The following is an 18,519-nucleotide window of genomic DNA, read 5'->3' as shown; positions in this document are numbered from 1 at the left end:
TGACAGAATGAAACAGAAAGGTTGGCTTCGGTGGGTGGGTCTTTTCGTAGTGGTCTTGCTCGTGACGGGAGCTACATATGTGCTTTATACGCATTGGATGGGACCAAACGAAAATGAGCTCGACCGGGAACAGTTGACGGAAGAAGAATATGCGCGCGCCCTCGAATTGATTGACATTATAAAAGAGGAAGACCCATTTGGACATCGTCAAAATGTGACGCGACGCATTAATCCGCAAGAGACGACAGGACTCGTCTTTGACGATGCGAAAAAATTGACCAAAGGGAATCTCGTAGAGGCGATGCATCTGATGACACATCAAAAAATCCTGGCGACGGAAAAAGCAGGGGCCATCCCGATGACGCACGACAATCTGAAAGCGGTTCGCGACTATTTGGAGTTACTCCATGATAAAAATAAAATCAAGCAGGAAGACTATCTTCAATTGGGACGAATCATCGAAAGATGGGAACAGGCAATTTTTGACGAAATCGATCAGGAACAAGATGTTCTTTTAGAGGAGATGTATGCCGTAATCGGATTCTCGGACGGATTGGCGACGCGTGCGGAAGAGGAGTTGTTCATCTTGAATAACTTTGGAGCGGAATACGTGTATACAATGGACTTGGAACCGATGCCGGAAAAGGAACGAGAGCAACAGGAAGATGAGAATGAGGAAACAGAACAATAAAACAAAAAAGGAGTTCGTGCTGAACTCCTTTTTATATGGACATGGGAAGTCATTCAAACGATTCATGGAATGAAAGCCGTTGTTTCCCGTTTGTTTTTGAACGATACAAGGCATGGTCCGCCTGTTCGATGGCGAGGTGAGGGGGTTCTGGCGGAATCCATGTTGCCGCACCGATGCTTGCTCCGACAGTGACAGTGGCGATGTCTAAAGTGACGGATTCAGACAACGTATCGATGATGGAAGTCCCGATTTGCCGAATCTCCTGTTGCGTTCGTTCACTCCGCGGGAACAAGAGGAAAAACTCGTCTCCGCTCAAACGGACAGGGAAACTCTTTTCGACATCGATTGCGCGAAGACGTTGTGCCACCTCAATCAATAACTCGTCTCCTACCGCATGACCGTACGTATCATTGACCGCCTTAAATCCATCGAGGTCGATGTAAAAGAATATGTACGGGTCTTTTGAGGAGTGGAGACGATTTAAATATTCTCGTAAGGCTACACGGTTTGCAAGTCCTGTCAGCGCGTCACGATTCGCCAGCGCTTCGAAATGGACACGCTTTGACTCGGAGTGTGTAAGGGACGTGACGAGTGATTCGAGTGCGAAAGCGAGGGATTCAATCTCTTGGATCCCCGACTGATGTGGAAATTTATTCGCTTTCCCTTGCTCCATCAAGGCGGCCGTCTCTGTGATCCGTTTGAGTGGTCGTGTGATGACCGAGGCGAGGAACCAACCGAGAATCGCTGTCACGATGGACGCCAATATCCCGATCCAAAGAATGGTTTGTTCGAGTGTGGCGACAGGGGCGAACGCCACGGTTGTCGGTTGCCGAACGACGACACGCCAACCGAGTCCGGGGTAATCGTCGTACCCTTCCCCGACGGCCATGCCTGTCAGATATTGCGCGCCATCCGACCATTCTCTCACGGATGCCCCTTCTTCTAACACGACAGGGAGCGGTTTACCGACCATGTCGTCAGGTCCTAATAAGACCGTATTGTCACGCTCGGATACGACGAATAAATCGGTATGGTCGGCCTGATCATGGAGGGTTCGATTGAAGTGGTCCAGCACTTCTTCTCCCCATTCCCAACTCAAATGCGTGGCGAGTACACCTTGAAATTCGCCGTTTTGCATGAGCGGGACACTGATATCGACAAATTGAAGCGGCTCGCCGGTTGGATTTGGCAACAGTTCAGCGAGCAGCACGGCCTCATGTACATCCCCGATGAACGGACCGTTTTTGGCTTCTTGATAGACGGGGCGTTTGGCGATGGACACCCCTTCTAAAATCCCGTTCGTGGATGCGGTCACTTCACCGTCTGAGTCCGTCACCCCGATCCAGGAGAACGCAGGGATGTTGGACTGGACTTGGTCGAGGAGGCGTCGCGTGTCTGCCTGCTCTTTCCAGTCGAGTCCCTGGAGCAATTGGACTTCTTTATATCGGGACCACATATAGAAATCGAGTTTATCGACCAATTGATGAGAGGTGGTCGAGAGCTGCTCCCCGATTTCCTGTTCAAGCGAATCGGCCGAGCGTTGACTGATGAGATAAGTCAAGGTGAGGGTCAATAAAAATACGAGCGTAGCGATGCTGAGTGCTAAGATGAGTCCGAGACGCATCGTAAAGGATTTCATAGGGTTACCTCCTGACGGGCATGCGATGAGCTGAATTGTGAAAAAAGAGTCGATTTCATCGCAGAAGTTTGGGATTCCGCTATAATGAAAGGCGAATCGACTAAAGATAGAGGTGAAGAAAATGAACAAAAATCAATTACTGGTCGTGTTCACCGTTGGGGTGGTCGCGCTTATCGCCGTCGTTTTCTTTTTGGTGAATCAATCGAATGAAAAAGAACAGACGGTTGATCGGGGTGACCATGTCTCCATTGCAGGACAACCGACGCTCGGTGACCCGAACGCGAAAGTATCCATCGTCGAGTTTGGTGACTACAAATGCCCTTCCTGCAAACAGTGGGGAGAAATGATTTATCCGCAATTGAAAGAGGATTATCTCGATAACGAAGACGTTAGTTTTAGCTACATCAACGTATTGTTCCATGGACAGGAATCGATTTTGGCGTCTCTTGCATCGGAGTCGGTCTACAAACAAGATCCCGATTCATTTTGGGCGTTCCACAAAGCCTTATATGCCGCGCAACCAGAAGTCCAACACGATGAAGTCTGGGTGACGGTTGAAAAATTAAAAGAAATTGCGAGCGAAACAACGTCGGTCGACCTGGGGCAGTTTGAAGCAGACCTCGGTGAGAACTCGACCGTGCTGGAAAACGTCAGCATAGACGACGGTCTCGTGAAAGAAAGCGGTGTCCAGTTCACCCCATCGATTATGATCAATGGCGTCATGTTAGAAGACCCGTTTGACTATGATCGGATCAAACAATTGATTGAGCAGGACTTGTGAGATGAAATCAATGGTTCAAAAATACGGATTATATCTCGCATGGCTCGTCGCATTGACAGCGACGCTGGGCAGTCTTTATTTCAGTGAAATCAGAGGCTTCGTCCCTTGTGAGTTGTGTTGGATTCAACGCATCTTTATGTATCCGCTCTCGATTATTCTCGGGATTGCTGTGTTCACAGATGACCGGACGGTTAAAAAATATGTGTTACCGCTTACTATCATAGGCGGTTTCATCTCACTTTACCATTACTTGGTTCAGAAAGTGCCAGGTTTTGCAGACATCAAGCCATGTGTCCAAGGAGTTCCTTGCAGTGCGCAATATATCAATTGGCTCGGATTCGTGACCATCCCGTTCCTCGCCTTGACCGCGTTCACACTGATCACGGTACTCTTGTGGAACGTAAAAAAGCGATAAGGAGATGACACGATTGAAGAGATGGTGGTTGATTGGCGTGACGGCACTCTTTTTTGTACTGGCAGGTTGCGGGCAGGAAATTGAAGACCCGCTCAATTGGGAAATCGAGCCGTTCGAATATATGAATCAAGATGAGGAAATGGTCAGTCTCGATGACTTGAAAGGACAAGTCTGGATGGCCGATTTCGTTTTCACAAATTGTGAGACCATCTGTCCGCCGATGACATATAACATGTCGAAATTGAATGAAGCCCTCGAGACAGAAGGGGTCGAAGGCGTACAATTCGTCTCGTTCAGTGTCGACCCGACAGTGGATACACCGGACAAGATGAAGGCGTTCATGGAAGGGTACGATTTATCAAAAGCAGATTGGAACTTCTTGACGGGATATACCCAGGAGGAGATCGAGGCGTTCGCAAAAGATAACTTTAAAGCGTACGTCTTTAAACCGGATGAAGGGACACAAGTCGATCACGGCACATACTTCTATTTGGTCGGAAAAGACGGGAAAATCATGAAAGCTTATCAAGGGTTCCAAAACGTTCCGATGGAAGACATCGTGAACGATATCAAAATCTTACAGCAGTCATAAAAGAGAGACCCGGGTCAAAGGGGGATACCTATGATCCGGGTCTCTTGTCTCGAACAAAACTGATATACTAGGAGGATAGGACAACGTGCTTCGAATAAGGAGTGAATCTCATGAAAGATGTTTTAATCGAGTATATGAAGCGTTTTTCCGATTTGAGCGAGTCGGAATTACGTCGATTGACTGCCGATGTGCCGGTCGCTTCTTTTCGGAAAGGGACCGTCCTGTTACACCAAGGCGACCTTCCCAATCAATGTTATTTTGTACTGGAAGGATGTATCCGGCAATTTGCTGTCGATGAGGACGGGAATGAGCATACGACCAACTTCTTCACGGAAGAACAGAGCATCACGGTCTTCACCCAGCATACATCCGACGGACTGTCCCCGTATTCTCTCAGCTGTCTAGAAGACTGTACGCTCATCGTCGGAGAGTTAGCGACGGAACAAGAGCAGTATGAGATGAATCCGGTGCTTGAGACGATGACGCGTCAGATGATTCAAGAAGACATGGGGGTGATGCGGGATGACTTTTCCTCATTCATTGCCTCTTCCCCTGAAGAACGCTATCAGACGTTAATGGAAAAGCGACCGGGTCTGATCGATCGGGTACCGCAGTATCAGCTCGCGAGCTACCTTGGGATCACGCCAGAGTCCTTAAGCCGAATCAAGAAACGTTCAGCCCGTCACCTCAGAATTGTGGAGTAGTGGGAACGTGTCGTCCACCTTTCTTCCTTTCACGAGTAACCAGATCCCGAACGCCAATTCACCGATAAACATCGGGGCAATCAGGACGAGTTCAAGTCGTGCGGTCAAGTCCGCCAGTTGCGGGAAGAAGCCGTATAGAAAATGAATGAGGGAATAGCTGACCCCGGCTAGGACGAGGAGAGCAGCGATGATTTTTGGAATACGTGTCGTTCCGAACGCGGCGAGTCCGACTGCTATAAGGTGAAGCCCGAACAGAATCAAGCCGAAGGACCATGTCCGTTCAAACGCAGTGAGGGAACGCATCACTTGCTCGGCTGATCCATCAGATGAACGGATCACTTGGTCGACATTCAAGAGATGGTAGACGGCAATGGCCAGGATGACAGTGTAAAAGACTCGAAGTCCGCCAGCCAGCAGTGCATAACCTGGTCGGTACGGCTTCAGGAATAAATAAAATCCCCATGCCACGATCAAGTCAAGCAAGACGATAAGGGACCAGCCGAAGAGCTCGAGTCTAAAAAGGGTGAGATTCGCCTGAATGTTCGAGAGCGTTGTTGTGGCATCGCCCTCGACGACCAATGAACTGTGAACATAACCCTGCGCAAAAAATGCGGCAACGGTCATGATGAGTAAAGCGACTCCTGAAAAGACGGCTGCTTTCTGCTGCGTGGTGTACCCTGTTGTGCTGTTCATACAATGAACCTCCTCAATATGATGGTAAGTTCACTGTATAAGATTTGTGGGAGACGTGCCTTGACTTAAGTCAAGGCACCGTATATTTCTAAATAAATGATACGTTTTAAGTGACCAAGATTTTTTCTCACCAGGATGATATTTTCGAGTAGTGGATTGAAACATCTCAACGATACATAGAAAAGAGGAGCAATATGAAAAAAGCGTTATTGTACTCATTAATTGGTGTGGCGGCTGTGACAGGGACGGTGTTGACGCAATATAAACCGCTCGGAAAAAAACCGAAGTCCTTACAATCGCCAAACCGTGTGAACGGCAAGTTTCGGAATCAAATCGAGACACCGATGCGTTTTTCAGCAGAGGATATGGTGTCGATGGCACGGGATTATAAGGACGTGACTTCGCTTCGAAAACCGACGGAACGGCTCCCGATTGTCCCAATCGACTTTACTGAAAAGCTCGGTTCGAGCTTCACACGTATCTTCTGGTTGGGGCATTCGGCTTTGATGGTACAGATGGACGGAAAGACGATGCTTGTCGACCCGATGTTCGGACGCAGTCCTTCACCGCTTCCGTTCGCCAAAAACGAGCGGTTCAGTGAAGACTTACCGTTTGAACTCGATGACTTACCTGAAATCGATGTCGTCTTGTTGACACATGACCATTATGACCATCTCGATTACGGTACGATTCAGGCGATCAAAGACAAAGTTGCGCTGTTCATCGTGCCGCTCGGCGTTGGAAGCCATCTGAAACGATGGGGAGTCGGGGCAGAACGGATTGTCGAGCGGGATTGGAACGAGTCTTACCAGTTTGGGACGTGGACGTTCGTTTGTACACCCGCACGCCATTTCTCCGGTCGATCCCTCAACGACCGCAACAGCACGCTATGGGCTTCATGGGTGGTACTAGGCGAGACAGACCGTCTATTCTTCAGCGGGGACAGCGGATATGGCCCGCACTTCAAGGAAATCGGTGAACATTACGGTCCGTTTGATTTTGCGGCACTCGAATGTGGACAATATGATGTGCGCTGGCCTGATGTCCATATGCAGCCGGAAGAAACAGCACAGGCGTTTAAAGATCTTCGTGCCGATCAAATGATGCCGATTCATTGGGGGGCTTTCACACTATCGTTCCATGATTGGTTCGACCCGGCTGAAAAAATGGCGACGTTATTACCGAAAGAGCAAGTCCTCACGCCGATCATCGGCGAACGGATCACACTCGACGGTCGGAACGATACGACAACGTGGTGGCGAGACATGAATGACGCAAACAAGCGATGACCGAGGTCACCGCTTGTTTTTTTATGAAGACAACTGCTCCGGGTCATCTTTGTCGAGGTGAAGTTGATGTTTACGTGAATACGATAAAAATACAGCCGTCAGGACGAGCGAACTGACGCCGAACAAGACGACCATTAGTTGAAGTCCAATCAAGTCGAGGAAAAATCCGGTCACGAGCAGTACGATTTGAAAGACGATCCGGTCGAGCATGTTACGGAACGAGAAGAAACGACCGTGATATTCTTTCGGCATCCGTGTCTGGAAGATCGTGACCGCTGTCGGGAAGAAACAACCGACCGAAAAACCGAACACGACAAAGGCGAAAATCGACATGAACGGAATATCCGCGAAGTACAGCATGAGCTGGGCGATTCCGATCATGAACGAGAACGTGAACAAAATCGTGAATGCAGAGAATTTTTCTCCGATTCGCTTGATCAAAAACGCACCCGTCATGAAGGCGAGCCCTTCTGCCGTATAAATCCAACCTTTGATGGCGGTTGAATCCTGAAGCTCGCTAATGTTGATGACGAGCAAGTTGAATCCACCGATGAAAAGAAGTGGAATGAGCGTCATGATGAGCGTCATGAAAATGACGGGGATGGACTTGATGATCGGGAAGACGTCCTTGAACCCGCTCGACGGTTTGGCATCCACCTTTTTAGCGGCAGGTGTCTTTGATTCATCAAGACGTAAAAACAACGTGGCGACAGCCAGTAATAAATAAGCGACGAGCGAGAGCGCATAAACGTTTCGGAGAGAGATGAGCGTGAGTAACACTCCCGCAATCGCCGTTCCGATGACCCGCGACAGCGTCGAGACATTCATATGAACCCCGTTCAAGGCGAGGAGTTCCCGTTCCTTCACGATGAGCGGAATCGCTGCCTGTAGGGCGGGGAAGTAAAAAGCGGCCGACCCTTGGAGGATGATCAAGAAAATGACCATCCAAGCGACGGAGTTCGTTTCAATGGCGACAAACATGAATAAAACACTGAGGGCACGCACGATGCTCGAGATGAGCATGATGTTCTTCTTCGATCCCTGATCGGTCAAGCGCCCCGCGAGCGGACCGATGGCGACGCCAGCGAGTAAGCCGATGGCGAGAATGACCGCCTTAATAAAGTCAGACGGCACACGGTCTTGCATAAACTCCAAGTTTCCGATGATGCCGAGCCATAGACCTAAACCAGCGATGAACTCACCGGTCAAAATGATCCAGACGTTTCGATTTTTCCACATAGATGTAGTCCTCGATTCTTTTATGCTAAACACTATTATCAAGTAGTGGGATGGAGAATACCACAAAAAAGAAGCCGAACGTCGGCTTCTCCTGAATCAAATGTCACAGTTGTCATCGGTGCAGGTCGCACCGTTTGAAAGGACTTGGATTGTCGGGTTGTTTTCAGACCATACTTTTTCGAGTACTTGCGTGAAGGCTTCCGTCGGCTGAGCACCAGATACCCCGTATTTGTTGTCGAATACGAAGAACGGCACACCTGTGATCCCGAGGTCGCTTGCGCGCTTCTCTTCGGCACGAACGTCTTCCGTATACACATCTGTCGTCAAGACTTCACGGACAGCGTCACGGTCGAGACCGACGCTTGTCGCGATTTCAAGAAGTGCATCGTGGTTCCCGATGTGTTTCGCGTCGACGAAGTAAGCCTGAAGCAATGCTTCCGACAATTCTTTTTCTTTTCCGACCGTCTTCGCATAATGCGTCAAACGATGTGAATCGAGCGTACCCGTGACGACCATGTTTTCAAAATCGTAATCGAGTCCGACCTCACGGGCTTGTGCCGCGACTTGCGCTGTCGTCCCTTTCGCTTGCTCAATCGGCATCTGATATTTCGTCGCGAGCGCCTCATAAATGGTACGTGAATCGTTCGTCGGCGCGTTTGGGTCGAGTTCAAAGCTCTTGAATTCGACTTCAACTTGTTCCGCATGCGGGAACTGTTCGAGCGCCTCTTCTAAGCGGCGCTTTCCAATATAACAAAACGGGCAGACATAATCTGACCATACTTGAATTTTCATCAATCATCCCTCCTACAAACAGTGTAGGAAATCTTGAATTCAAAGTACAGGAAACGGCTCATGAAAAAAGTCCTCACAAGGAGGACTTAGAACACGTACCAGAAGACACAGACGAAGTGGGCAAAGCTTCCGAACAAGATGAATAAGTGGAACACCTCATGGAATCCCCAACCGCGCCAGTTGACGAACTTCGGTTTGAACCCGTAGATGAGTCCGCCAATCGTATACATCACCCCGCCTAACACGAGCCAGAAGATTCCGGCGTTGCCGATCACGTCATGAAGCGGTCCAATGAAAAAGACCGACAACCAGCCCATCCCGATATAAAGAGCTGTCGACAAGAAGCGGGGGGCGTGGAACCAAACGAGTTTAAACACGATGCCAAACAAGGCGAGCGCGTGAACGGTACCGAACAGGACCCAGCGTGTCGGTCCTTCGAGCGCGAGGAGCGTGAGCGGTGCGTATGTACCCGCAATCAACGCATAAATCATCGCATGATCGATTCGTCGGAAGAACGCGATGACGTTCGGTGAGGCGATGATGCTATGGTAAAGACCTGACGATAAATAAAGAAAGACGAGGCTGATCCCGAATAAAATCGCAGCCATAATCGCAAGGGGTGAGCCAAGTAGTGAAGCTTTGACGACCATCGCAATCAGCGCAATGAAAGCGAGTACCGCGCCAGCGAGATGCGTTAGCGCGTTGATCGGTTCACGGAAAATCGAATTCATGTAAAACACTCCTTATTACGTCATGTAGTATCGATAACTACATGATATACTGAAGGAGAATAAACAGCAAGGAATACCTTTCGACAAATAGAAGATTTCTTTATACTGAGAAATGAGGTGAGACGGATGAAAGCGAAGCATATTACCGAAACGGAAGGGACGCTCCCGCGTGAAGTGTTGCCGACGATTGATTTATACATGGACCAGGTCATCCAATTGTTCGAGCAGCATTATGGCAAGATGAAACGTGACGAGGCTGAGACAATTTTGACGAAGACGATGATCAACAACTACGCCAAAGGCAAGCTGTTCCATCCCGTCAAAAATAAGAAGTATACGAATGAACATCTGATGTTACTCAGTTTGATCTATGAGATGAAGGGTCTTTTGTCGATCAGTGACATTAAGGAGACGCTCCGTCCGTTGAATGAGGCGGATGAGACGTTCTCACTCGAGGACTTCTATGAAGCGTACCAGGCGCAGAAAGTAAAGAATCTAGAAGCGTTTGAAGTCCAGGCGGATACACTTTTGAATTCGTCGGTCGAAAAAGAGAGCGGTGTCCAACGGTCTCTTGCTATCGCATCTGCCGTCCATATGAGTCACTTGTACCAGCGGCTGGCCGAACAGCTGATTGACGAGCAAACATAAAAACTCCTCCGCACCAGTCGTGTGCGGAGGAGTTTTTATCGATGTGAACGTCCTTCTCAATTATTGATGTACTTCTCGTAGACGTCGCCGAAATCTTTGCGGTTCCACTCATGATAGTGACGTTGTAACCAGTCGAACGATTGCTCGTTCAATTCCTTGAACGTGTTCGGCACGTTCATGTCCCCTTCACGGAGTCCACTTAAGATTGAGACCGAATGCGTGAGCGACGTATTCGCATACTCCATCATACGGCGTCCTTCCCGTTGGATCTCTTCGATCGCGAGGAGCGCTTTATATAAGTCTTTGACGTGTTCGATTTGCTTTTTATGAATATCAATCGAGTACGGTTTGTCACCGATGATGAACTTCACTTCCACATCGAGGTCGACCGTTCCGGCCGTCTCGAACATGACCTGTTTGATCGGGTGATGTGAATACGGATAACGGTGAAGCAGACGTTTCGAACTGACTGCACTCGTTCCGTCTAAATGAATCATGGCCAAGTTCGTGAAGCAATACTCATCAGATTTCGATTTGATCAAAAAGTAGATCTTCTCTTGATCCTCGTGGAGGACGTAATCGTCGGCGTCCGCTTTTCCAAAGTCCGACGGGTCGATGACCTCCCCGATATCGCTGAAGCCGGTCAAATCGGAAGCTAGTTTTTTGAACATGTCACTCACTCCTCAATAATGGATTTTGTGCATTTCTTTCGGGTCAGATCCTGTCCGTTCATGACGATTGAGCGCATCCATGGCAACCATCTCGTCTTCAGTCAACGTGAAGTCGAAGACTTGAATGTTTTCCTGGATACGGCTTGGTGTCACTGATTTCGGGATGACAGCGACCCCATTTTGTAAGTGCCAGCGCAAGATGACTTGAGCCGGTGATTTGCCGTGACGGTTCGCAATCTCGACAATCGTGTCATCTTCGAGCGCTTCGCGTCCTTTCATGAGTGGACTCCACGCTTGAATTTGAATATCATATCGTTTGCAGAAGGCAATCAAATCTTTTTGAGACAAGTACGGATGAATCTCGACCTGATTCACAGCCGGAACAATCGAGCACGACTGAATGATTTGTTCGAGGTGCTCGATTTCGAAGTTGGAGACGCCGATGGCGCGGACCCGTCCTTCTTCATACAATCGTTCGAGTGCTTTGTACGTTTCAATGAATTTGCCGTGACGCGGCATCGGCCAGTGAATCAGGAACAAGTCGACATATTCGAGACCGAGCCGGTCGAGGCTGTCCTGGTAAGCTTGTAACGCTTCATCAAATCCGTGGAATTCGTTCCAAAGCTTCGTCGTCACGAAGATTTCTTCACGTGGAATCCCTGACTCGCGAATCGCTTGACCGACACTCTCTTCATTTTGATAAATCGCTGCTGTATCGATCAGTCGGTAACCGGAATCGAGTGCTGCTTTGACCGTGTCGACCGTCACATCCCCATCTTCTACTTTGTAGACGCCGAGCCCGAGCATCGGCATGTTTACTTCATTGTTCAATGTAGTCCATTCCATGATTATTCCCTCCCTCTCATCTCTAACGTTACCGAAAATTTAAGTGTAGGGGAAGGGAAAACTAGAGGCGGACACTTTCTCCGTGCGACTTGATCACAATTTGGTCACGCTCGAGTTTCGCTGCTGCAATGAGACGGTCATATGGCTCTTCGACAGGTTCATAAGACAAGACGAACGTGTCCCAATGCATTGGGAAAAATCGTTTGGCACCGCTTTGTTTAAACATTGTCCAGGCTTGCTCAGGTGTACAGTGTGCTTCCTGGAACGAATCCGGCTGATAGGCACCGATCGGGAAGAAGGCAAGGTCGATCGGCTCCCGATCTGCCAGTCCGGTGAAAGTCTCGGTATAGGCTGTATCTCCGGCAAATAGCATCCGGATGCCTTTATATTTGAGCAGATATCCGTTATACCCCATATTTTTATCCCACGGGAAGCGGTTGCCCCAATGTTTGACCGGGATCGCCCGCACCTCTAACCCGTTTCCGAGCGTCACTTTATCCTCTGGGTGGAGCTCGATCGTCTGAAGGCTCGGGTAACGTCTCAATAACCGATTCGTTCCGGGTGCCGACACGACGATCGTATCTCGCGTGATGAGGCGCTTTAGGCTCTTATGGTCAAAATGATCCATATGGGCATGACTGAGCAGGATGACATCAATCGGTCCGATTTCTTCGATAGAGAGTGCAGGTGCCGTATGGCGTTTCATCCCGACGGTCACGGGACCGAGATGGACGCCGATTCGTTTTGAGAAGACAGGGTCTGTCAAAATTTTGAGCCCGTACCAATGGATGAGCACAGTCGAGTGCCCAATCCATGTCGCTTGGACGTTCGTGTCGTCAATCGTCTGCAGGTTTGGCTTCACGGAAGGGGTTTTAAAGTGGGGGCGAGGAAGCCGCCTTTTCAATCTTGTATATAAAAATGTACCGACACTGGCCAAAACGGCACTGGGAATGAGCATACGTCGTCGCATCCTAAATCACCTCGATGTTCGATTATAGTGCCATCATACCGTGACAAGGCAACGACCGCATCCGCCTTGAGGTGTAGAAAAAAATGGGAAATTGTGGGGAGGGTGTTGCGAACGCGCTTTCAATTTGTTAAAGTGGCAGTAGACTAGGAAAGGAAGGTACTTGGTGCCATGAAAAATTCACATTCACTCAACCGATGAGACGAATCATCACTGTTCGCACGAACAGTCTCGGGTGAAGTGTGTCCTTTTTCGAGCCAAGGGAGAAGCCTGCCTTTCTGCTTGAACGGATTCCTTCACACCATCGCCTGCTGGCGGATGGTGTTTTTTGTTTCATCACGTATCGGACGATTAAGCGAGGTGAAACGATATGCTACATGTAAAAAATGTCCGGTTTGACTATGACCGGAAACCATTATTTGAATCGGTCTCGTTCGAAGTCGCGGCCGGCGAAAGAGCCGTTCTTTTTGGGCAGAACGGAACTGGGAAGACAACGCTTTTCAAGTTGATTGCACAGGACATCCAACCCGATGAAGGGATGATTGAGGTAAAAGGAGAAGTCGGGGTCGTTGAGCAGACGATCGAAGACGAGTCCCAGACGGTGATGGAGTTTGTCTTGCGGAGCGATATGACGCGATTTCACCTGTATGAAGAAGTCTTTTCCGGAGACGACGAACGCGTGTTGTGTGCTTATGAACGCGCGCTTGAACAAGACATCTATTCATTTGAGTCGGAAGCGAGACAGGCGCTCAAACGTCTTGGGATTGATCATCTGGCAAACCGAAGACTCCGTGATTTGAGCGGGGGGGAGCAGACGCGGACGCAACTTGCGAGACTGTCGATGCGCTCAGTCGATGTCGTCTTATTAGACGAACCAACGAATCATCTGGATCTCGATTCAATTCATTGGCTCACTTCCTGGGTGAAAGATTTTTCAGGGACGGTTCTTCTCATCTCCCACGATCGGCAGTTCATCGAGGATGTGGCGACCGTCATTCTGGAACTTGAGGACGGACGAGTGACGCGTTATCCGGGAAACTATCGTGCCTACAAGCGTCAAAAGGAAGAGGAACGAGTGCGCGATGAACGGGCACATGCGCGTTACCTCACTCGAAAAGCGGAGTTAATCGATATGATCAAGCGATATAAAGGGTGGCACCTGCAAGCGAAAGCGACAGCGAGCGTCCGTAGTCCCGGCGCTCAAAAAGGGGTGGCCAATCTGGCCGTCAAAATGAAGGCGCGGGAGCAACAGCTTGAACAGCTTGAACAAGGACGTCCGACGAAACCGAAAGAAGAAACGCCCATCTCCGTACGTTTCCAGGCAGAGGAACTCGAGGCAAAAACTTGGCTCACTTGTGAGGATGTGACGTTCGGGTATGATTGCCCGTTGTACGACCCGATGTCGTTCTCAATTCAAAAAGGGGACCGGATTTCGATTATCGGACCGAACGGGAGCGGGAAGACGACCCTGATGAAACTGCTCATTGGTGATCTCGAACCGATGAGCGGGACAATCAGACGCCATCCCAAGTTGAAGATCGGCTATTTTTCGCAAACGCTCGAGCGGTTGCCACAACAGGGGACACTCCTTGAGGCGCTCCTTTCAAACAGCGACATTTCGGAGACGGAGGCGAGAACCTTACTGGCGCATTTCCTGTTTCGACGGGAGGAAGTGCATCGACCGATTCAAGAGGCGAGTATGGGAGAAAAGTGTCGCATCGCTTTCCTGATCCTTTACTTTTCGGATGCCCAACTTCTTGCGCTCGACGAACCGACGAACTACTTGGATGTGGCGACCCGGGAGCAGATCGAAGCGGCTTTGTCTGTCTATCGGGGCGGGTTAATCTTGATTTCCCATGATCGCTTGTTCCACCGCTTGACTTCGAGGACGATTGAACTCAGTCAGGACGGTTTTCTTATCTATGAAGGGAATGGGAAAGAAGAGTCTGTGGATGTGGAGGCGACCGTTCGCACGATGGATGAGTTATCGATGGCCCCAACGAAATATATCGATGAGGCAGGAAACGTGATCCCGTTTGACGAAACGGAATAAATGAATCGAATGGATTAGGAGTGGATAGGATGAAAGTAGGACGATTGTCACGGGCTGCGACGCGGAGGCGGAAGCGACTGTTTCGGACGACATCGGTCATTGCATTACTTCTTGCATTGGTCGGCATGATCGCATTGGCTGCACTATTAGACCCGAAAGAAGATACCGCGTTACCCAACTCGGATGAGATTGCGACGGAGATGGTCGGGGCAGAAACGGAGAAACCGGTTGACGGAGACTCGACGGATCACGTTTACATCGGAAAGCCGTTTACGACCGTGTATGCGGATGATCGCGAGACCGTCGTGTATGAGGCGGACCTCGGGGATAAGTATGAACGACTCGAGACAATCAGCGGATTTGTAAAAGTCCAGTTGAACGAGCGGATGACAGGTTGGGTGACCGAAGAAAGTGTGACAACAGATGCGCAGGCGTTGTCTGACGATGAAGTCGTTGCCGCGTGGCAGCAAGTCGTCCCTTCGGCGTCCGAGAGTGTGTTGGACTGGATTGGGAAAGACGTGGCGACCGTTCGTGAACAAATCGGTTCTCCCCTCGTCGTCCAACGGGATCAGGTGAACGAGTATCATTTTTATGATGGGTTTTTCTTAATGGTTCGAAATCAGCAAGTCCGCGCCGTGGATTGGGACAAACAGGCCGTCACTTCACCTGACGTGGAAGCGACGAGTGAACAGGCGTCTGGAATCTGGTACGAAGGGGAGAACTATCAGTTGAAGTTGTTCCCTTATAGTGGCGTCATGCGCGTCCGTTTAGAAAAGAAATAACGAGCTGGTCGAAGGGGGAGCACTTCTTCGACCAACTTTTTAAGTTAACATTCAAATGTTCGTTTGAATGTTTGTGGAAAATGGAATACTATAGAGAGTAGAAGGAGTGATTCGTTTATGGGACATCATCATGATCATCACAATCACGATCATCATTCATCAAACCAAAAAGCATTATTTTGGGCATTTCTATTGATTGCCACGTTCATGGTCGTCGAGGTCGTTGGCGGATTATGGACGAATAGCTTGGCCTTGTTGTCTGATGCGGGGCACATGCTCGGGGATGCGGCGGCACTCGGACTCAGCTTCTTAGCTGTCCGGTTTGGAGCGAAGAAAGCGACACCGAATCGAACGTTCGGTTATCGTCGATTTGAAATTTTAGCTGCGTTTATAAATGGGCTGACGTTACTCGTCATTTCGATTTATATCCTGTTCGAGGCCTATCAGCGCTTTTTCTCACCACCGAAAATTTTGAGCGGAGGCATGCTGATTGTGGCCGTCATCGGGCTCGTAGTCAATATTCTTGCCGCATGGATTTTGATGCGGGGTGAGAAAGATAACTTGAACGTGAAAAGTGCGCTCTTACATGTATTCGGGGACCTGCTCGGATCGGTCGGTGCCATCTCGGCGGCGCTTTTGATCCTGTTTTTCGGCTGGGCATGGGCAGATCCGGTCGCCAGTATTCTTGTCGCCGTCCTAATCTTGATCAGCGGATACCGTGTCACGCGGGATGCCATCCATATCCTGATGGAAGGCTCACCGGAACAGATTGACGTACGGGCGATGCAAGCGGAGATTGCTGAAGTGGAAGGCGTAAAAGAAGTGCATGATTTGCACGTCTGGTCGATCTCCTCAAGTGAGCATGCGGTCACCTGTCACGTCCTGATCGGTGAGGCGACAGATGACCAGGATGTATTGCGATTAGTGACAGAACGGATTCGAAAATATGGATCGTTCGAACGGTCGACCGTACAAATCGAACGGGAACATCAAGGTTGTGAAGAACGAATCATCTGGTAACGGCAAAGACGGCTCCCGATTATTATGGGATCCGTCTTTTTAGCCATGTACATCAATGACCACGATTTCCGGGGGATTGTAGATCCGAGGGATGCTGAAGCTATAATCGAACCCGCGCCCGATGATGTGGGTGAACGTCTCGTGTTCATACAGTCCGCCTGCATATTTCGGGAAAAAACCTTGGTCGGGTGCGAATAATCCATTCAGGAGATACGGGATTCGGAACTGACCGCCATGTGCATGACCGGACAAGACGAGGTCGAATGGGAGAGCGGCGTACGTGTCAATCAGCTCAGCGCGATGGGACAGAAGGATATTCAATGTATCTTCGGAATCAACATCCCCTAAGTCGGAGACGGCTGAAGCCTCCCAATCGGCATATATATTTTCTGTATAGATCCGGAGCGGATCCTCGAGTCCACCGATGACGAGCGGGATGTCATTGATCGTGATTTCTTCCCATTCGTTCTCTAAGACGGTCACGCCTGAGGAACGGAAAACGTTGACGACGTCGTGGCGAATGAAGTCATCGGAATCATCGATTTCATGATTCCCCGTGACAAAGTACATGGGAGCGATGCCTTTTAGTCCCTCAATTAAATCAAACGCAGCATCTGGTGAACGGAAGCGGTCGATCAAGTCACCCGGTAGGGCGATCAAGTCAGGCTGTTGCGCTTTGATGTTGTTGATTAAGATGGATTGCTTGTAGCCATAGGAAGCGCTATGTAAATCAGATAATAAAATGATCCGAAGGGATTGGTCGGAGCGGAGCTTGTCTGAGGTCACCTCATAAGTCCGGACGGTCAGACCGTTATAGGTTGCAGTGGCCAAAATCAGGCCGAGTATCAGGAATAGATACGTTCTCTTTCGTTTCCACACAGTCGTCCGCCCCCCTTTTTATGTCGTGCTATACTCTTACCCGTGAAGAGGTAAATGAAATCAAAAAATCCCACTCGAGGAGTGGGATGTAGGATTACGCAGCGATCGCCGTCAGTTTGACGTCCACATTGCCGCGAGTCGCTTTCGAGTATGGGCAAACTTGATGAGCTGCTTCGACGAGTCGCTCTGCCGTCGCCTGGTCGACCCCTTTAATTTCAACTTCGAGTTCGACGGAGATGAAGAAGCCGTCTTCACTTTGATTGAGCGTGACGTGACCGGTGACGCTTGACCCTTCAGTTTGGATGCGTTCTTTTCCGATGATCAAGTTGAGGGCACTGCCGAAACAAGCTGCATAGCCCGCTGCAAAGAGTTGTTCCGGGTTCGTCGCTTCTTCGGTTTTTTTAGCGCCAGGCATCGAGACGTTCATGTCGATGATTCCGTCAGTTGACGTGACACGTCCCTCACGGCCACCGATTGCAGTTGCTGAGGCTGTGAATAATGGTTTCATTCGAGATTCCTCCAATCAATTTTAAACAATTAAGTTGTGCACAATTTAAATTATAGAGGAGTCAAAAAGTTTCGCAAATGATATGCTTGGTAAAAGAATTGTACCGGAGGAAGACGCATGAAACGTTCATTACTGCTAGAGAACCAAATCTGTTTTCAATTGTATACTGCTTCTAAAGAAATGACGCGCTTGTATCGCCCAATCCTGGAACCACTGAACCTGACGTATAGCCAATACCTGGTCATGCTTGTTTTGTGGGAAGAGGATGGCATCGACTTGCGACAGCTCGGGTCAAGACTTAGTCTTGATTCGGGAACCTTATCCCCGCTCGTCAAACGATTGATTCAAATTGGGTATATAAAAAAAGAGAGAGTGAAGGAAGACGAGCGGCGCGTGGTGTTGACCTTGACGGACGATGGATGCGCGCTTCGTGAGCAGGCGGAGGAGGTCCCGCGTAAAGTCAGTGGTATGCTGAATGTAGATGAAGCGACATACACCGCCTATATGGAAATGCTCACCGATATCAAATCGCGCTTGTATGCGTTTGGAGGGCGTGAAAGCTAAGGTGAGAAAGGAGGA

Annotated in this window: 21 protein-coding genes; 11 read left to right on the top strand and 10 right to left on the bottom strand. The window is 49.4% G+C overall.

Annotation, left to right across the window (positions count from 1 at the left end):
* Positions 1–7: 7 nt before the first annotated feature.
* Positions 8–691 carry a DUF6241 domain-containing protein gene (locus tag KNP03_RS08045; RefSeq protein WP_214827922.1) on the top strand — a complete coding sequence of 228 codons (684 nt, stop codon included), beginning with the start codon at positions 8–10 and terminating at the stop codon, positions 689–691.
* 49 nt (positions 692–740) lie between these two features.
* Here KNP03_RS08045 and KNP03_RS08040 read toward each other — a convergent pair whose 3' ends face one another.
* Positions 741–2,330 carry a diguanylate cyclase domain-containing protein gene (locus tag KNP03_RS08040; RefSeq protein WP_214827912.1) on the bottom strand — a complete coding sequence of 530 codons (1,590 nt, stop codon included), beginning with the start codon at positions 2,328–2,330 and terminating at the stop codon, positions 741–743.
* 121 nt (positions 2,331–2,451) lie between these two features.
* On the opposite strand from KNP03_RS08040, the gene KNP03_RS08035 reads away from it, so the two are divergent.
* The 4 genes from KNP03_RS08035 to KNP03_RS08020 all read left to right on the top strand — a co-directional run bounded on the left by KNP03_RS08035 (position 2,452) and on the right by KNP03_RS08020 (position 4,822).
* The gene (locus tag KNP03_RS08035; RefSeq protein WP_214827893.1) at positions 2,452–3,111 is read left to right on the top strand and encodes a DsbA family protein; all 660 of its coding nucleotides are present in this window, start codon (positions 2,452–2,454) and stop codon (positions 3,109–3,111) included.
* A gap of 1 nt (position 3,112) precedes the next feature.
* Positions 3,113–3,526 carry a disulfide oxidoreductase gene (locus KNP03_RS08030; RefSeq protein ID WP_214827890.1) on the top strand — a complete coding sequence of 138 codons (414 nt, stop codon included), beginning with the start codon at positions 3,113–3,115 and terminating at the stop codon, positions 3,524–3,526.
* 4 nt (positions 3,527–3,530) lie between these two features.
* A complete protein-coding gene (locus KNP03_RS08025) occupies positions 3,531–4,118 on the top strand; it encodes an SCO family protein (protein ID WP_214827881.1) in 588 nt (195 codons plus the stop codon).
* 110 nt (positions 4,119–4,228) lie between these two features.
* Entirely contained in the window at positions 4,229–4,822 is a 594-nt protein-coding gene (locus KNP03_RS08020) for a Crp/Fnr family transcriptional regulator (RefSeq protein ID WP_214827879.1), read from the top strand.
* On the opposite strand, the gene KNP03_RS08015 is transcribed toward KNP03_RS08020, so the two are convergent.
* Positions 4,793–5,515, bottom strand: a complete 723-nt coding sequence (locus KNP03_RS08015; protein WP_214827874.1) for a DUF4386 domain-containing protein — start codon at positions 5,513–5,515, stop codon at positions 4,793–4,795. The genes KNP03_RS08020 and KNP03_RS08015 overlap by 30 nt on opposite strands.
* Positions 5,516–5,709: 194 nt before the next feature.
* Here KNP03_RS08015 and KNP03_RS08010 point away from each other — a divergent pair, with 194 nt between their 5' ends.
* On the top strand, positions 5,710–6,804 hold the full coding sequence (locus tag KNP03_RS08010) for an MBL fold metallo-hydrolase (RefSeq protein WP_214827872.1): 1,095 nt from the start codon (positions 5,710–5,712) through the stop codon (positions 6,802–6,804).
* A 21-nt stretch (positions 6,805–6,825) separates the two neighbouring features.
* On the opposite strand, the gene KNP03_RS08005 is transcribed toward KNP03_RS08010, so the two are convergent.
* From KNP03_RS08005 to trhA, 3 genes are all read right to left on the bottom strand, one after another.
* Positions 6,826–8,043: an MFS transporter gene (locus KNP03_RS08005; RefSeq protein ID WP_214827870.1), complete on the bottom strand. Its 1,218-nt coding sequence runs from the start codon at positions 8,041–8,043 to the stop codon at positions 6,826–6,828.
* 96 nt (positions 8,044–8,139) lie between these two features.
* A complete protein-coding gene (locus KNP03_RS08000; protein WP_214827868.1) occupies positions 8,140–8,835 on the bottom strand; it encodes a DsbA family oxidoreductase in 696 nt (231 codons plus the stop codon).
* 86 nt (positions 8,836–8,921) lie between these two features.
* Positions 8,922–9,566 carry a PAQR family membrane homeostasis protein TrhA gene (gene trhA, locus KNP03_RS07995; RefSeq protein ID WP_074032708.1) on the bottom strand — a complete coding sequence of 215 codons (645 nt, stop codon included), beginning with the start codon at positions 9,564–9,566 and terminating at the stop codon, positions 8,922–8,924.
* A 126-nt stretch (positions 9,567–9,692) separates the two neighbouring features.
* Here trhA and KNP03_RS07990 point away from each other — a divergent pair, with 126 nt between their 5' ends.
* Positions 9,693–10,214 (top strand): DUF1836 domain-containing protein, encoded by a 522-nt coding sequence (locus tag KNP03_RS07990; RefSeq protein ID WP_214827866.1) that lies wholly within the window; start codon positions 9,693–9,695, stop codon positions 10,212–10,214.
* A gap of 56 nt (positions 10,215–10,270) precedes the next feature.
* Here KNP03_RS07990 and KNP03_RS07985 read toward each other — a convergent pair whose 3' ends face one another.
* The 3 genes from KNP03_RS07985 to KNP03_RS07975 form a co-directional block, all read right to left on the bottom strand.
* Entirely contained in the window at positions 10,271–10,885 is a 615-nt protein-coding gene (locus KNP03_RS07985) for a PH domain-containing protein (RefSeq protein WP_214827864.1), read from the bottom strand.
* A gap of 12 nt (positions 10,886–10,897) precedes the next feature.
* Positions 10,898–11,731 carry an aldo/keto reductase gene (locus KNP03_RS07980; protein WP_214827862.1) on the bottom strand — a complete coding sequence of 278 codons (834 nt, stop codon included), beginning with the start codon at positions 11,729–11,731 and terminating at the stop codon, positions 10,898–10,900.
* A gap of 61 nt (positions 11,732–11,792) precedes the next feature.
* Positions 11,793–12,689 (bottom strand): MBL fold metallo-hydrolase, encoded by an 897-nt coding sequence (locus KNP03_RS07975; protein ID WP_240544507.1) that lies wholly within the window; start codon positions 12,687–12,689, stop codon positions 11,793–11,795.
* Between the two features lie 379 nt (positions 12,690–13,068).
* On the opposite strand from KNP03_RS07975, the gene abc-f reads away from it, so the two are divergent.
* From abc-f to KNP03_RS07960, 3 genes are all read left to right on the top strand, one after another.
* On the top strand, positions 13,069–14,751 hold the full coding sequence (abc-f, locus tag KNP03_RS07970; protein ID WP_214827856.1) for a ribosomal protection-like ABC-F family protein: 1,683 nt from the start codon (positions 13,069–13,071) through the stop codon (positions 14,749–14,751).
* A 29-nt stretch (positions 14,752–14,780) separates the two neighbouring features.
* Positions 14,781–15,533 carry a hypothetical protein gene (locus KNP03_RS07965; protein ID WP_214827854.1) on the top strand — a complete coding sequence of 251 codons (753 nt, stop codon included), beginning with the start codon at positions 14,781–14,783 and terminating at the stop codon, positions 15,531–15,533.
* A 117-nt stretch (positions 15,534–15,650) separates the two neighbouring features.
* Positions 15,651–16,553, top strand: coding sequence for a cation diffusion facilitator family transporter (locus KNP03_RS07960; RefSeq protein ID WP_214827851.1), 903 nt, complete (start codon positions 15,651–15,653; stop codon positions 16,551–16,553).
* A 39-nt stretch (positions 16,554–16,592) separates the two neighbouring features.
* Here the strand turns inward: KNP03_RS07960 and KNP03_RS07955 are convergent, their stop codons facing one another.
* Together KNP03_RS07955 and KNP03_RS07950 are read right to left on the bottom strand one after the other, a co-directional pair.
* Complete coding sequence (locus KNP03_RS07955) at positions 16,593–17,432, bottom strand: metallophosphoesterase (protein ID WP_214827848.1); 840 nt, start codon at positions 17,430–17,432, stop codon at positions 16,593–16,595.
* Positions 17,433–17,526: 94 nt separating this feature from the next.
* Positions 17,527–17,940 carry an organic hydroperoxide resistance protein gene (locus KNP03_RS07950; protein WP_214827845.1) on the bottom strand — a complete coding sequence of 138 codons (414 nt, stop codon included), beginning with the start codon at positions 17,938–17,940 and terminating at the stop codon, positions 17,527–17,529.
* A 117-nt stretch (positions 17,941–18,057) separates the two neighbouring features.
* Here KNP03_RS07950 and KNP03_RS07945 point away from each other — a divergent pair, with 117 nt between their 5' ends.
* The gene (locus KNP03_RS07945; protein WP_214827842.1) at positions 18,058–18,504 is read left to right on the top strand and encodes a MarR family winged helix-turn-helix transcriptional regulator; all 447 of its coding nucleotides are present in this window, start codon (positions 18,058–18,060) and stop codon (positions 18,502–18,504) included.
* Positions 18,505–18,519 lie beyond the last annotated feature (15 nt).

This window comes from Exiguobacterium algae (assembly GCF_018617875.1).
In the GTDB taxonomy this organism is placed as follows: domain Bacteria; phylum Bacillota; class Bacilli; order Exiguobacteriales; family Exiguobacteriaceae; genus Exiguobacterium; species Exiguobacterium algae.
Note: the sequence above shows the minus strand (reverse complement) of the source record. Positions and strands in the feature narration are given on the sequence as shown.